A 14,096-nucleotide genomic window follows, 5' to 3' on the forward strand; every position below is an offset into this window, starting at 1 on the left:
GTCCTTTCAAGACGCGGCCGGAGACGCGGCCGGCGGCTGCAAGGATTTCCGCCTCCGATGCACAAAAAGTGGCGACGTTCGACGATGAGACGCCCCTAACAAGACCCGTGGAATGACAGCCGGAAAGGCTTCACATCGCTGACCTGGCGGTTCGTTTCGGCGGACTGCGAGCCTGCCGGTTTGCGAATCGGGAAAAGTCGGACGTCGGCACTTTTTGTGCAAAATCGGTCCGTTTCCATGCTGAACGGGGGCCGGCGCGGCCGTGTTTGTGCATTTCCTGAACTGTACCTTTCTTTTATACAGAATATACTGTATAAGTAACAGAAACAGTTGAAGCGAAGGCCCGGCGGTGTCGGGTCGGTGCGAAAGCGGGCGATGGGAATGAACAGCGATTTCATAGTGGCGGTGCATGCCTTGGTGTTCCTGAACCACAAGCAGGGCGTCGTGTCGAGCGAGGCGCTGGCGGAGAACGTGTGCACCAATGCGGCGCGCGTGCGCAAGATCATGGCGCCGCTCAAGCGCGCCGGATTCGTCGAAACGCGGGAGGGCAACGAGGGCGGCTACCGGTTCGCCGGCGACGCGGCCCGAACCGATTTGGCCTCCGTCGCCGAGGCGCTGGACGTGCGCTTCGTGGAGGCTCGATGGCATAGCGGCGATGCCGACAAGGAGTGCCTGGTCGCCTCGGGCATGGCCGGCATCATGGACGACATCTTCGCCGATTTGGACGCCGGGTGCCGCGAGCGTTTGAGCCAGATCACGGTCGGTTCCATCGACAGGCGCATTTTCGGCGACGGGGCGGGCGCGCCGAAGTCTGCGTAGCCCGGCCTCGGGCAATCGAACTCTGGGACGGCTGTCCGGCCGTTCCGTCTGATGGGGCGGCCATGGGCGCGTCCCTGCTTCGCCCTTCTCTTTTCCGCGATCGGCGCGCCAACGCGTCGACGACGACCGCTAGGAGCAACCATGGGTTTCTCGCTTGAAACGAGCGTTCCGGCGCTGACCGTGTTCGTGCAAGGGCTGTTGAGCTTCTTCTCTCCGTGCGTGCTGCCGCTCATCCCGCTGTACGTGGGCTACTTGGCCGGCGGGGCTGCAAAGAGGAGCGACGACGGCACCATCGAGTACCCTCGCAAGAAGGTGCTGGTGAACACGCTGTTCTTCGTGGTAGGCGTGAGCTTCGCGTTCTTTTTGCTGGGCTTCGGCTTCACGGCGCTCGGGCAGTTCTTCACGGGCAACCAGCGCGTGTTCTCGGTGGTGGCCGGCATCGTGATGGCGGCGTTCGGCCTGTACATGCTGGGCGCGTTCGGCAAGACGCGCGTCATCGAAACCGAGCGCAGGCTGCCGTTCAACCTGGGCCGATTCGCCATGAACCCGCTGGTGGCGCTCGTGCTGGGCTTCACGTTCAGCTTCGCGTGGACGCCGTGCGTGGGGCCCGTGCTGGCCAGCGTGCTGCTGTTGGCGTCGTCGAGCGCCTCCGCGGCTATGGGCTACGCGCTCGTGGGCGTGTACACGCTGGGCTTCGTGCTGCCGTTTTTGGCGGTGGGCCTGTTCACGGGAGAGGTGCTGCGCTTCTTCCGCACGCACGGCAACGTGGTGAAGTACACGGTTAAGGTGGGCGGCGCGCTGCTCATCGTCATGGGCCTTATGACCGCGACCGGGTGGATGAACGGGGTGACGAGCTATCTCTCGTCGTTCGGCGCCGCGCCGTCCGCGCAGGAACAGCCGGCGGAGGCGGGCGGTTCGGGCGACAAAGCCGGAGATTCGGCCAGCGCAGGCAGTGGCACGTCCAAGGGCGAGTCGGGCGGCAGCGCGGGCTCGTCCAACGCGAGCGCCCAGGCGGCCCCGCTTTCCGATGTGACGCTGGTCGACCAGAACGGGACGGAGCACAAGCTGTCCGACTACCGCGGCAAGACGGTGTTCCTGAACTTCTGGGCCACCTGGTGCGGCCCGTGCCAACGCGAGATACCCGACATCGAGGCGCTGTACCGCGACCGCGGCGAGAACGAGGGCGATCTGGTGGTGCTGGGCGTGGCGAACCCCAAGACGGCGGACCGCCCGCAGAACAGCGACGTGTCCGTGGACGAGGTCAAGGCGTTCATCGACAAGGAGGGCATGACGTATCCGGTGCTCATGGACACGTCCGGCCAGCTGTTCAGCGCTTACAGCGTGAGATCGTTCCCCACCACGTTCATGATCGACAAGGACGGCAACGTGTTCGGCTACGTGGCGGGAACGCTGACCGCCGACGTTATGAACAGCATCGTGGAGCAAACCATGACGGGCGTGCGCAAGTAGGGCGCCGCGCCGCTGGCGCCCGAGCAAAGCGCGGATATCGGAGAAGCGTGTACGTTGCGAATTCCTATGCTATACTTGCGCAAGCACTTTAGCGCAGTAAAGTAGAAAAGCAGCCGAGGGGCGCGCGACCGGGGGAAGCGGGCGTCGGCTGCGGGGACACGGGAGGATGAACCTATGAAGAAGAATCTCAAGGCGCTCGTCGTCGCGGCGGCGACGCTCGCGCTCACGGCGGTTGTGCTGGCCGGCTGCTCCGGCGGCGGCGACGCGCAGAAGTCCGAGGGAACGGGAGACGGCGCCGCGGACGCCACCACGTTCACCGTCGGCTTCGACAAGGCGTACCCGCCCTACGGCTTCGTGGGCGACGACGGCGAGTTCGCCGGCATCGACCTCGACATGGCCAAGGAAGTGTGCGAGCGCAACGGCTGGGAGCTGAAGCTGGAGGCCATCGACTGGGATGCCAAGGACGCGCTCATCGACAGCGGCGCCATCACGTGCATCTGGAACGGCTTCACCATCGAAGGCCGCGAGGCCGATTACGCCTTCACCGAGCCGTACATGCTCAACGAGCAGGTCATCGTGGTGAAGAAGGACAGCGACGTGAAGTCGATCGACGACCTGGCGGGCAAGACGGTCATGACGCAGGTCGATTCCGCCGCGCTCGACGTGCTGGAGGGCGAGGACTACGCCGACGCCGTGGCCAAGTTCGCCGCGCTCGACACCATCGCCGACTACAACACGGCGTTCATGCAGCTTGAGTCCGGTGCCGTCGACGCCGTGGCCTGCGACCTGTCCATCGCCGACTACAACATGGCGGGCAACGACAAGTACGTGAAGCTGGCCGATCCGCTGTCGTCCGAGCATTACGGCGTGGGCTTCAAGAAGGGCAACACCGAGATGGCCGACAAGGTTACGGCCACGCTCAAGGAAATGTACGAAGACGGCACCATCAAGCAGCTGTGCGAGAAGTACGCCGAGTACGGCGTGTCGTTCGACAACTGGGTGCTGAAGTAGGTCGATGCGGTTTCGCGGCAGCCGCCGCGCAAGCGCCATGCGTACGCCGCGAAGGGCGCGCAGGCAAAGAGGTCCGAAGCGGGCGGGAACGAGGTTCCCGCCCGTTGTCGCGTCGTGAGAGAGGTTTGACCGGTGGAGTTTTCAACGATGGTGGGCATGCTGGCCCAGGGGTTCGGCGTCTCGCTGCAGATATTCTTCCTCACGCTTCTGGGGGCGCTGCCCCTGGGCGTGGTGGTGGCGCTCGCCCGCATGAGCAGGTTCAAGCCGCTTGCCCTGGTCACGCGCTTCTATATCTCGGTCATGCGCGGCACGCCGCTCATGCTGCAGATGTTCGCCATCTTCTTCGGGCCGTACTACCTGTTCGGCATCTCGCTGGGAACCGACTACAAGTTCACCGCCTGCATCATCGCGTTCATCATCAACTACGCGGCCTACTTCGCCGAGATCTACCGCAGCGGCATCCAGTCCATCCCCCAAGGGCAGTACGAGGCCGCGCACGTGCTGGGCTACTCGCGCTTCCAGACGTTCATGCTGATCGTTCTGCCGCAGGTCATCAAGCGCATCCTGCCCGCCATGGGCAACGAGATCATCACGCTGGTGAAGGACACGTCGCTCGCGTTCGTCATCGGCGTGGCCGAGATGTTCAGCGAGGCGAAGGCACTGGTGGCCTCCATGAAGAACCTCTGGGCGTTCGCGGTGGCGGCGCTGTTCTACTGGGTGTTCAACCTGGCTATCGAGGTCGTTTTGAACCGTATCGAGAAGAAGATGGACTACTACCATGAATAGGGAGGCGAACGCGGGCATGGCTCAGGGCGCAAGCGGGTCGGGGGCGGACGTCGTCGTCAGCCTTGAGAGCATAGAGAAGAGCTTCGGCGACACCGTGGTGCTGCACGACATCAGCCTTTCGGTGCGGCGGGGCGAGGTGGTGGCCATCATCGGTCCCAGCGGTTCGGGCAAATCGACGTTTTTGCGCTGCGCAACGCTGTTGGAGACGTTCGAGCGCGGGTCGCTGTCCTACGGCGATCTGGAGGTGGCGAAAAGCGGAGCGGACGGACGGGCCGTGTACGCGGGGAGGGCCGTGCAGCGCGAGGCGAAGTCGCGCTTCGGGCTGGTGTTCCAGAACTTCAACCTGTTCCCGCACTACAGCGTGCTGCGCAACGTGGCCGACGCGCCCATCCGCGTGCAGAAGCGCGACAAGGCCGAGGCCGAGCGGCAGGCGCGCGCCGTGCTGGCCAAGATGGGTCTTGCCGGGAAAGAGGACATGGTGCCCTGCGAGCTGTCGGGCGGCCAGCAGCAGCGGGTGGCCATCGCCCGCGCGCTCGCGCTCAACCCCGACATCCTCTATTTCGACGAGCCCACGAGCGCGCTCGACCCGGAGCTCACGCAGGAGGTGCTCAGGGTCATCCGCGATCTGGCGGCCGAGCACATGACCATGGTCATCGTCACGCACGAGATGAGCTTTGCGCGCGACGTGGCCGACCGCATCGTGTTCATGGCGGACGGCTACGTGGTGGAGGAAGGCGCGCCCGACCAGGTGATCAACAATCCGCAGCACGAGCGCACGAAGGCGTTCCTCGCGAAGTACGAGGGGTAGTCGCCCGTGCTCTCGCAGTCCCCGTAGGGGCGGGCTGCTGGCCGCCCGGCGCGGTATCGTCCGACAAAGCTTATCGTGCGGCGAGCGTAGCAAGCGCTCGCCGCATTGTTTTCCTTTCTGCGGATTCTCCGCTCCGGGCGGCCGGCAGGCCACCTCTACGGGTGATTTGTTGCTGGTGGAATTGCTATACTGAGGCGAAAACGGCTGCGAGATGGAAGGTTCGGCATGGCCATCGACAAAGTGAAGGCGTATCTGCGGGAGCGCGGCATGGACGACCGCGTGCTGGAATTCGAGACGTCGAGCGCGACGGTGGAGCTGGCGGCCGCGGCCGTGGGCTGCGAGCCGGCGCGCATCGCCAAGACGCTGTCGTTCCACGTGGGCGAGCGGGTGGTGCTCGTGGTGGCGGCCGGCGACGCCCGCATCGACAACGCGAAGTTCAAGGCGCGGTTCGGCTGCAAGGCGAAGATGCTTGCCGCCGAGGAGGCCGAACCGCTCATCGGGCACGGCGTGGGCGGCGTGTGCCCGTTCGCCGTGAACGACGGCGTGGACGTGTACCTGGACGAGTCGCTGCGCCGGTTCGGCACGGTGTACCCGGCGGCAGGCAGCGCCGCGAGCGCCGTGCGCCTGGCTCCCGACGAGCTGGAGCGCTGCGCCGAGCCCTGCACGTGGGTCGACGTGTGCAAACTGCCATGACGGGGGAGGTTCGCCCCGACGGGCTCGCCGCGCTCCGCCGGGCACCTTCGCTGCCTGCCGCCGGCTTTCCCGTGGAGGCTGCGCCCGTGACGTTCTACGTGGTGCGCCACGGGCAGACGCTGTTCAACGTCATGGGCAAGGTGCAGGGCTGGTGCGACACGCCGCTCACGGACGAGGGCGTGCGCGGTGCCGAGGCGCTCGGAGGCGGCTTGGCCGACGTGGAGTTCGCCGCGGCGTTCTCCAGCGACAGCGGACGGGCCGTGCAGACACTCGACGCGCTGCTGGGCGCGCGAGCCGCGCGGCGCGGCGAGCGGTACGCGCCGCCCGAGACGTTCCTGCCCACCTGCGTGCCGAACGGCCCCTCGTCGGCCGTCGAGTACGGCGGGCTGCGTCCCGTGCGCTGCGCCGACGCGCCGTTCCCCCTCGCGCACGACCCGCGCCTGCGCGAGTGGTGCTACGGAGACTTGGAGGGCGAGCCAGGCGAATTGCTGCATGCGGCGCTCACCGCCGGGTTCGGCGAGGACCTGCCGTTCGAGGAGCACAACCGCCGGCTTCCCGAGGTGGCCGACGTCATCGCGCGCGCCGACACGTCGGGCCGTGCCGAGCGCTTCGACGCCATCGAGCAAAGGCTGTCGGGCTTCTTCGCCGAAGCGGGGGAGGCCGTGAGGCTGGCCGGCGGCGGCAACGCCCTCGTGGTCACGCATTCGTTCGTGGTGCGCACGCTGGTGTACCTGCTCGACCCCGCGCGCGTGAACGACCCGGTGAAGATTCCCAACGTCAGCGTCACCTGCATCGGCTACGACGGCCACGCGTTCTCGCTGGGGGAGATCGGTTCCACGGACTGGCAAAAGGCTTGAATCGAAGGTGCACCAGACGTGCCGCCAAGCCCCTTTTTTGTAGGGCAGAGCCCTCGCCCCACGGGGCGAGCGCGAAAACTGCGCAGCCCTACGGCCTCCACGCGCTTCTCTACAGCTTGGCTTCGACCATGTCGATCAATTCCTGCTGCGAGTGCACGCCCAGCTTCTTGTAAATATGGTAGGTGTGAGTCTTTATCGTGTGCGGTGAAATGAACAGTTCTTCCGCAATGTAGTGCTGGTTTCGCCCGCGCGCCAGCATCGTGTGGATTCTCGTCTCCTGATTGGTCAGCTCGTGCGCTTCGGCGATCTCTTCGCACGCCGCTCTCCACTTGTCCAGAAACGCGTCCGCCTGCGGCTCGCCGGATTCCTCCTTCCGGCTTTTCACGAGATCCCACACCAGCAGCATCACCAGCGCGATGACGATGATTATCGAGAAGACGGAGAAGCCCGTGTCGAACCCCGTTTTTCCCAGCCTGGCGTACAGCAGCGCCCCCACCGACCACCCGATAAAGATGCCCACGAAGTTGCCGATGGTGGGCGGCGCGTACGACACGTATATCGGCAGCTGGCGGTCGCTTATCTCGTCCGCCAAATCACCCCAGGTTATGGCGTCGAAGCAGGTAAATCCAAAAATGACCAGCGCCAGGAAAAAGATCTTGAGCAGTTCCGGAACATAAGGGAACGGCAGCACCGCAAGGGCGATGAGGGGAAGAAGGAGCATGCGGTACAAATCGGAGTCGGCCTCCACCTTCTTCGACAGCACGTACACCGCAAACGCCAAAGACGATACCGCTATCGAGGCGGCAATCACCGCAACCAACCCGTTCTCCACGGCGAGGTTGAGCAAGGCATAGGACGTCACGCCGAAAACAAGCGCGTACAAAAGGGTGCGCGGCAGCGTGGGGACGAACTCACGGAACCGTTCGAGAACCGTTTTGAGGTAGGTGCGGTAAGACGCGGCGGCTTCGAGGCGCTTCGGTTCTATGCCTTTGTTCGCCAGGTGCGAGCACGCAACGGAAACGAGCGGGAAGGAGGCTATCATGACGATGCCCATTACGGGATTCATGAACAGCGGCAAAACATACAAAAGCGAGGCCAGCAGGAACGCGAGCGCAATGCTGCGCATAAGCTTGGCGCGCCGAAGCCATACGAAGAAAGGGCCGGTCTTCAAATAGACGAACGAGGACGCAAATCCTCCGAGTGCGAACAGCGCGCCCGCTTGCGAGAAGTCGAGTTCGCTTCCCATCTGCCCGAGAAACGCCGGAACCTCCGCCAGAATCGACAGCAAAGCGACGCCGACCGCAAACCACCTGCGGTCGACGAGGCGCTGCAGATACCAGCCAAGCAAGGCGAACACGACCATGCTGAGCGCGGAGGAGCCCGCAACGATAACGCAGAGCAGAAGATAGGCGCTGAAATCCGCCGTGGTGAACGGGTTCAGCACGTTCGCATGGAAAATCGAAAAGATCCAAGCCCAGTAGGCGGCCAGCGCGACGATGCCCAAGATGACGCGTCTCGAGCTATTGCCGATGAGTAAGTCGCGGGCGTTGCCTTCGGTCGGCTTGGCGCTCTCGTTTCCAGGGAATAGTTGCCTCTCTTGGGTAGTCAACGGTCTTCTCCTGTGATCTCGACTAAGCCTCGTCTTTTCTGCGCTGTGCGGTGAAAACCGTCCAAGCCGCCTTTCGTTCCGGGCGAGGCGGGGAAGACGAAGCCGCAGGTTTTGCACGCCTTCGAGCCGCTTTCGTTCATGCTCATGCAGGCGGGGCACAAACCTTGGCGGTAGGGGGGATGGCATTTCCCGCAGTTCCGACACGGAAAACAATGCTCCCTCACAACGATACCTCACCTCGAATCTTCAGGTTGGGCGTCGACCGAAATCGACGCCCAACCGTTTCAAATAGCGTATTCGACCTGTTGCTATTCGAGCGTGCTGCGGTTGCTCTTGTTGTAGATGCGACGGAACGCGAACAGGCAGATCGCGCACGCCGCCAAAGACAGCACTCCCATGGTCGTAGCCGCCGCGCTGTAGCCGGCGCTGTCGAGAATCATGCCGACAATCGCGGGCACCGCCAACGTGCCGCCGTTTTGCCCGAGCACCACGACGGCGGTTGCGGCGCCAACCGTTTTCGGCGAACGCGCAACTTCGGGAGCCATCGCGAAAAAGACGGTCGGGGCGGCACCGAGGAAGCATCCAAGGACAAAGGCGACGACATACGTTCCGACAACGCCGATGTCCAGATTAAACCACAGGAAGAGGCCGATGGCGCACACCAGCATATCGACGAAAAGAAGCATGCCCTTGTCCTTCGTCCGTGCGAGAACAAGGCCCATGGCGGTGCCGCCAACCAGCATACCTGCCGCCGCAATGGTCGCGCACATGTTCGCCGCACCCTCGCTCCAGCCGTTCTCGACGTTCAGGAAAGGAATGGTGAAAGCGTTGAACGCGTCGGTCGAACCGCCGACGAGGAAGAACATGACGGCGCTTAAGAGGGACAACGGCGCAAGGTAGCCCCACAGAACCCCGTGCTTCTCGGAATCTTCTTTGACGCCGGTGGATTCCTCCAGATCCTTGCGTTCGGATTCGGCGGGAGCCTTGACGCAAACGATCACGAGCAAAAAGGCCAACACGGCACCGACGAGGCCGAACACCCACATGCCGGTCCAGTTGCCGCTCTCCATGATGGGGGTGGCGGACAGCGTCACGATCATCATGGCGAAGCCGACGTTCGCGCCCCACACGCCGTTGGCGAGCCCACGCTTCTTCGGCTCGTACCACATGGCGATAATGCCCGGTCCGGCGGTCATGGCCGCGCCGTACCCGCAACCCTCGAGTGCACGGGTTACCAGAATGCCCACGTCGCTTGTCCATAACAAGCCCACGACGTTGCCCACGATGGAAACGAGCAAGGCGATGCTGACCACCTTGCGCGCGCCGAAACGGTCCATGAGCGCGCCGCCGAACAGCGCCATGACGACGGCCGCGATGGAGAACATCGTCATCATGAGACCCTGGGTGGTGTAGGAGATGCCGAGCACCTCCATCATGTTTGGTGCGGCGGGCGGCACCTTGCCGTACTCGAACGCGATGAACACGCTGGCTATGATGATGGCCCACACGGGTATCCATGCCCGACTTTTCTTGCTCATTATTGGTATCCCCTTTCTTGTCTGTCGGCGCCGAACGGTATTTCCCCTCTTGTCGGCGCCGACACGAATACGTTTGGTTCTACGCCGACGCCTCGCAGGAGAACAGGGTTTGCTTTGGCTTGCGGGCGAGCTCCTGCGCCAAGCCTTCAAGATCCCCGTACTTCAAAACCTGCGCTTGGCAATGCTTCACGCAGGTGGGCTCATGGCCCTTCGCGATGCGATCGGCGCACAAATCGCACTGGTCGGTGGGCGCGGGCAGGTAGCTGTACTGCCATTTCTTCGGGGCGTATTCCCACGGACCCACTTCGTGCACTTTGATGCCCCATTGATCGCTCGGGTAGCCGTGCTCAAGCTGGCAGGCCACCTCGCAGGTGTGGCAGCCCGAGCACCACTCGTAATCGACCAGCAATCCTTTCGCGCCCATAGCTACGCTCCTTCCCCTGCCGGATACATTTTGCATATCGTGTTCTTGTAGTTCGCGCCGAAGCCGGATGCGCCGCAGTCGTAGGGCAGGAGGTTTTCGACGGTGAGGTCCCACAGGTCGTAGAGGCCATCGTCGAGCTCGCAAGGCGCTTCCGGGCGCCACCAGGCATGGTCGGTGTTTATGGTGTGCTCGTTCACAATAGGGGTTTCGCGTACCTGGCGTTTGCATCGCCCGTGCTGGTTCTCCAGCCATACCCAGTCCCCGTCTTTCACGCCGTGCTTCGCGGCGGTAACCGGGTTGACGTAAACGAGCGGCTCGGGGTGAAGGGCGCGCATGCGCGGTATCTGGCGATGCTCCGAGTGGAACATACTCCAAACGCGGGCGCCCGTCGTGAGCACGAGCGGGTACTCCTCGAACAGCTCCGGCGTCGATCGAGGACTGGGAACAGGCTCTTCGTACGAGGGAAGCGGGTCGAGACCCAAGGAGTTGTACATGGTGCACCACAGCTCGATGCGCCCGGTTGCGGTTTGGAAGCCGGCGCCGCCGTCGGCGCGCAGAAGGCCTTTCTCGTGCATGCGATAGTCGAACGGCGGATAGCCGGGTGCCAGCTCTTGCATTTCCTCGAAGGAATGGCCCGTCTCTTCGAGGATGTCGGAGTACATGTCCTCCACGGTTTCCCAAGGCCAAGCCTCCGGCGAGATGCGTTTGCCGATTTCGAGGGCTATCTGCATGTCGGACTTCGACTCGCCCAAGGGCTCTATCGCCTTGTTGATGGTTTCGGCGCGCTGCGCGCCGTCGCCGATGCGCAGTCCGTTGCGCTCCGCGTACGTGCACGCGGGCAGGAAGTAATCTGCCAGCGCCATCGCCGTCGGCGTCATGAACAGGTCCACGCACACGATGGTGTCGATGTTCATGTGCGCGGCGAGGGTGCGCTTCGCGTCGACGCCCGTGCAGGCCAAAGGGTTGGTGGTCTGCATCCACGCGACCTTGATGGGGTAGGGTTTGCCCGTCTCGAGGCACCTGATGTAGTCGTCGGTCACGCACTCTTGGAAGCCCATCTTGATAAGCGGGTGCTCCTCCTGGCCGATGCGTTTCGCCTCCTGCTCCGGCGTGAGGAATTCGGAGCCCCAGCCGGCTGCGTAGTTGAGGATGCTTGCGGGCTGCTGCATCGTGCCGGGTTTGCCGATGTTGCCGGTTATCTCGAACAGGGCGAGCACGGCCTGCGCGGTCGGGATGGTCTCCTTGATCTGGTCGATGGCGACGCCCCATTGGAGGATGGCTCGCTCGGCCGTGCCGATGCGGCGAGCGGCGGCAGCGATCTCTTCCGCCGGGATCTCCGTGATCTCGGCAACCTCGTCAAGCGGGTAGTCTTGGGCGCGTTTCGCCAGCTCGTCGAAGCCGTAGCACCACAGATCGACGAACTCGTGGTCGTAGAGGTCGTTTTCAACGAGGTAGTTAACCATGCCGAGGGCAAGGGCGCCGTCGGTGCCGGGGCGAATCTGCAGGAAGAGCTCGGCCCGCGAGGCGAGCCAGGTGAGGCGGGGATCGACGACGATGGCCGCAGTGCCCATCTTCATGCAGTCGACGACCCAGTGCCCGTACAGGCCGTCGGAATTCGAGACGACGGGGTTGTTGCCCCAGATAACAATGAGTTCGGGCCGCTCCCACTGCGGGTTGTCGTAGCGGTCGGGGAACTGCTGCGCATAGTCGCCGACCCAAAACGAGCCCGAGGTGGAGAAGCAGCCTGCGACGCGGGGCGAATAGCACGACTGGCCCGACATCATGAACACGAAGTTGGGGCTGTTGAATCCCCAGCACAAGCGCGTGATGTACTGCCCGATGTCGCGGCCGGTCCCGGAGTAGAACGCAACGGATTCCGGGCCGTACTCTTCCTTGGCTTCTAGTATCTTCCCGGCGATTTCGTCGAGCACCTCGTCCCAGCCCACCTGTTCCCATCGGTTCTTGCCGCGGTTCTCGGGGTCGCGTTTCATCGGGTGCAGGATACGGTCCGGCGAATAGACGACTTCGGGCAAATCGAGGCAGCGGACGCACAGGCGCCCTTGGTTGAAGGGATTCTCCGGGTCTCCCTCCACTTTGACAAGCTTGCCGTCGTCGTCGGTGTACAGCAGGACGCCGCAGCCGAGATGGCATCCCGGCGCAGACCATCCACACCCCCTGGTTACGTGCAGTCCGTCTTCGTCGTAGCGATACGGTTTTTCGTGTTCGACGGTGGTGTAGTCTCTCTTCTCTACCATCACGCTCCCTCTCCTTCCATGTTCCCCAGAATCTGCGGTCTTGACTCGACGGCCGCACGAGGTGAGGCTCGTTGAGCCAAAGCCTGCTGGTATGGTTCCACAGCGGTGCGCGTTGGGAAATCGCTCGCTGGGCGTATATGAAAGTTTCGAGAGGTGATTTATGTATGTACCCCCTTCTCCTACCGATGGTATGAGAAGGGTGGATGTTGCGAATTCGCAGTTCAGGAGGATAAAAGGTTTTTCTCCAACGACGGCCACGCGTTCTCGCTGGGGGAGATCGGCTCCACGGACTGGCAAAGCTGAGGGCCGGACTCGAATCGAGCCCGGCCGCATGGAGGGGTTGGTCCTATTCGGCGTAGGGACCGTGCCAGGCGAACCGGCCGAGGCCGATGGGCTCGCCGTCGCGCTGCGGGCCTGCATGGCGCTTTTCGCCGTCGGACCGCTCGCCGGACTTTTTCTGCTGCGCGTCGTAACCGGGGTTCTTCTGCTTCGAGAGGTCGCAGCCGAGCGTTGCCGCGCGGTAGCCGCGACCGCCTCCGCAGGGATCGTTCGCCGTCGCGCCTTTCTGCTGGGAGGCGTGCTCGAACGTGGGCGGGAAGGCTTGGGGGGCCTGCTGGCCTGTCTGGCCATGCTGCTCGCGGGCGTTCCGCTCGTTTTCGAAACGGTCGTAGCCGGGCGACACGTTCTGGCGCGGCCAGGCGTTCGCGTGCTGCTCGTGCTGGAATATCGCTTGGACGCCGGCGACTTTCCGCGCTGCCGCCGCCCAGGGGCTCTTGCGGGCCAAGCGCCCGCCCTCGTAGTATCCGCGCTGGTCGTCGCGGCCTAGCGGATGCTGGCGCTCGTAGCCCTTCGACGGGTCGCGCGGCGCGCCGCCGTCGTCGGACGACGGCGGACGGCCGTCTTTCCGGCCCTCGCCGTGCTGGTCGCGTCCGTGTCGGTGCTTGCGCGAGCAGTGCTTCTTCCCGCCTTCGCCGCCTTTGCCCTCTGCGCTTCGATTCTCCTCCGAGGGTTCGTTTCCCTCGTGGTCGAGCGGGTGCTTGCGCGTGCCTATGAGCCACTCGCCCACGCTCAGCTGCATATCCATGGGCATAAGGCGCACCGAGACGGCTCCCACTTTGTTGTACCAGCCGGTCACGGCGCACAGCTCGCCGCGCATGAGCGCGCGGTACACGCGGATGGCCGTCTCGTCGGCGTTCATGGAGAAGTACTTCCAAGCCGGCGCGTTCTGGAGACCGGCGTTCTTCGGGAAGTTCGTGCGCGTGGCACCGGGGCAGGCGGTGGTCACGGTCACGCCCGTGCCCTTGAGTTCGCGGGCGAGCGCGGTGGAGAACGACAGCACGAACACCTTCGCCGCGCCGTAGAGCGCGTTGTAGGGGCAGGGGGTCTTCGCCATCATGGAGCTCATGTTGAGGATGCGGCCGTGTCCGCGCTCGAGCATGGGCTGGAGGAACACGCGCGTGAGCTCCGCCAGGCTCGTCACGCTCACCTGGATCATCGCGCGGATGTCCGCGACGGGCAGGTCGGAGAACTGGCCGGCGGGGCTGTACCCCGCGTCGTTGACGAGGACGTCGATGTGCTTGCCCGCCTCGCACACGCGTTTGAATATGGTGCGCGCGGAGTCGGGGTCGGACAGGTCGCAGGCGACGGGCAGCACGTCGACGCCGAGCACGCGCAGCTCGTCGGCCTGCTTGTTCAGGGATTTCTCGTCGCGGGCGACGGTGACCAGATCGTAGCCGTCGCTGGCGAACAGCAGGCAGAGGGACTCTCCGATGCCGCTCGTCGCGCCGGTTATCAAGGCGGTTTCAGCCATGGGGCGCTCCTTTCGT

The 14,096-nt window shown here is 64.1% G+C and carries 12 protein-coding genes; 7 read left to right on the forward strand and 5 right to left on the reverse strand.

Annotation, left to right across the window (positions count from 1 at the left end; genetic code table 11):
* Positions 1 to 381: 381 nt before the first annotated feature.
* From C1878_RS10905 to C1878_RS10935, 7 genes are all read left to right on the forward strand, one after another.
* Positions 382 to 819, forward strand: a complete 438-nt coding sequence (locus C1878_RS10905) for an Rrf2 family transcriptional regulator (RefSeq protein WP_114601654.1) — start codon at positions 382 to 384, stop codon at positions 817 to 819.
* 141 nt (positions 820 to 960) lie between these two features.
* On the forward strand, positions 961 to 2,289 hold the full coding sequence (locus C1878_RS10910; RefSeq protein ID WP_114601655.1) for a cytochrome c biogenesis protein/redoxin: 1,329 nt from the start codon (positions 961 to 963) through the stop codon (positions 2,287 to 2,289).
* 174 nt (positions 2,290 to 2,463) lie between these two features.
* Entirely contained in the window at positions 2,464 to 3,300 is an 837-nt protein-coding gene (locus C1878_RS10915) for a transporter substrate-binding domain-containing protein (protein WP_114601656.1), read from the forward strand.
* Positions 3,301 to 3,432: 132 nt separating this feature from the next.
* Entirely contained in the window at positions 3,433 to 4,086 is a 654-nt protein-coding gene (locus C1878_RS10920) for an amino acid ABC transporter permease (protein WP_114601657.1), read from the forward strand.
* A gap of 16 nt (positions 4,087 to 4,102) precedes the next feature.
* Entirely contained in the window at positions 4,103 to 4,894 is a 792-nt protein-coding gene (locus tag C1878_RS10925; RefSeq protein WP_114601746.1) for an amino acid ABC transporter ATP-binding protein, read from the forward strand.
* A 225-nt stretch (positions 4,895 to 5,119) separates the two neighbouring features.
* Positions 5,120 to 5,587, forward strand: a complete 468-nt coding sequence (locus C1878_RS10930) for a YbaK/EbsC family protein (protein ID WP_114601658.1) — start codon at positions 5,120 to 5,122, stop codon at positions 5,585 to 5,587.
* Entirely contained in the window at positions 5,584 to 6,444 is an 861-nt protein-coding gene (locus C1878_RS10935; RefSeq protein ID WP_114601659.1) for a histidine phosphatase family protein, read from the forward strand. Before C1878_RS10930 ends, C1878_RS10935 begins: the two co-directional genes overlap by 4 nt.
* 109 nt (positions 6,445 to 6,553) lie before the next feature.
* On the opposite strand, the gene C1878_RS10940 is transcribed toward C1878_RS10935, so the two are convergent.
* From C1878_RS10940 to C1878_RS16905, 5 genes are all read right to left on the reverse strand, one after another.
* Positions 6,554 to 8,257, reverse strand: a complete 1,704-nt coding sequence (locus C1878_RS10940; protein WP_114601660.1) for a helix-turn-helix transcriptional regulator — start codon at positions 8,255 to 8,257, stop codon at positions 6,554 to 6,556.
* A 104-nt stretch (positions 8,258 to 8,361) separates the two neighbouring features.
* Positions 8,362 to 9,591: an MFS transporter gene (locus tag C1878_RS10945; protein ID WP_114601661.1), complete on the reverse strand. Its 1,230-nt coding sequence runs from the start codon at positions 9,589 to 9,591 to the stop codon at positions 8,362 to 8,364.
* A 79-nt stretch (positions 9,592 to 9,670) separates the two neighbouring features.
* The gene (locus tag C1878_RS10950; RefSeq protein WP_114601662.1) at positions 9,671 to 10,015 is read right to left on the reverse strand and encodes a 4Fe-4S dicluster domain-containing protein; all 345 of its coding nucleotides are present in this window, start codon (positions 10,013 to 10,015) and stop codon (positions 9,671 to 9,673) included.
* A gap of 2 nt (positions 10,016 to 10,017) precedes the next feature.
* Positions 10,018 to 12,270, reverse strand: coding sequence for a molybdopterin-dependent oxidoreductase (locus tag C1878_RS10955; protein ID WP_114601663.1), 2,253 nt, complete (start codon positions 12,268 to 12,270; stop codon positions 10,018 to 10,020).
* 346 nt (positions 12,271 to 12,616) lie between these two features.
* Positions 12,617 to 14,080 carry an SDR family oxidoreductase gene (locus tag C1878_RS16905; protein WP_241963706.1) on the reverse strand — a complete coding sequence of 488 codons (1,464 nt, stop codon included), beginning with the start codon at positions 14,078 to 14,080 and terminating at the stop codon, positions 12,617 to 12,619.
* Positions 14,081 to 14,096 lie beyond the last annotated feature (16 nt).

The organism is Gordonibacter sp. 28C, from assembly GCF_003339845.1.
GTDB lineage: Bacteria > Actinomycetota > Coriobacteriia > Coriobacteriales > Eggerthellaceae > Gordonibacter.

What these genes read in the sequence shown, in the direction of transcription:
- C1878_RS10905 (WP_114601654.1), top strand. Translation starts at nt 382, where the DNA reads ATGAACAGCGATTTCATAGTGGCGGTGCATGCCTTGGTGTTCCTGAAC.
- C1878_RS10910 (WP_114601655.1), top strand. Translation starts at nt 961, where the DNA reads ATGGGTTTCTCGCTTGAAACGAGCGTTCCGGCGCTGACCGTGTTCGTG.
- C1878_RS10915 (WP_114601656.1), top strand. Translation starts at nt 2,464, where the DNA reads ATGAAGAAGAATCTCAAGGCGCTCGTCGTCGCGGCGGCGACGCTCGCG.
- C1878_RS10925 (WP_114601746.1), top strand. Translation starts at nt 4,103, where the DNA reads ATGGCTCAGGGCGCAAGCGGGTCGGGGGCGGACGTCGTCGTCAGCCTT.
- C1878_RS10930 (WP_114601658.1), top strand. Translation starts at nt 5,120, where the DNA reads ATGGCCATCGACAAAGTGAAGGCGTATCTGCGGGAGCGCGGCATGGAC.
- C1878_RS10935 (WP_114601659.1), top strand. Translation starts at nt 5,584, where the DNA reads ATGACGGGGGAGGTTCGCCCCGACGGGCTCGCCGCGCTCCGCCGGGCA.
- C1878_RS10945 (WP_114601661.1), bottom strand. Translation starts at nt 9,591, where the DNA reads ATGAGCAAGAAAAGTCGGGCATGGATACCCGTGTGGGCCATCATCATA.
- C1878_RS10950 (WP_114601662.1), bottom strand. Translation starts at nt 10,015, where the DNA reads ATGGGCGCGAAAGGATTGCTGGTCGATTACGAGTGGTGCTCGGGCTGC.
- C1878_RS10955 (WP_114601663.1), bottom strand. Translation starts at nt 12,270, where the DNA reads ATGGTAGAGAAGAGAGACTACACCACCGTCGAACACGAAAAACCGTAT.
- C1878_RS16905 (WP_241963706.1), bottom strand. Translation starts at nt 14,080, where the DNA reads ATGGCTGAAACCGCCTTGATAACCGGCGCGACGAGCGGCATCGGAGAG.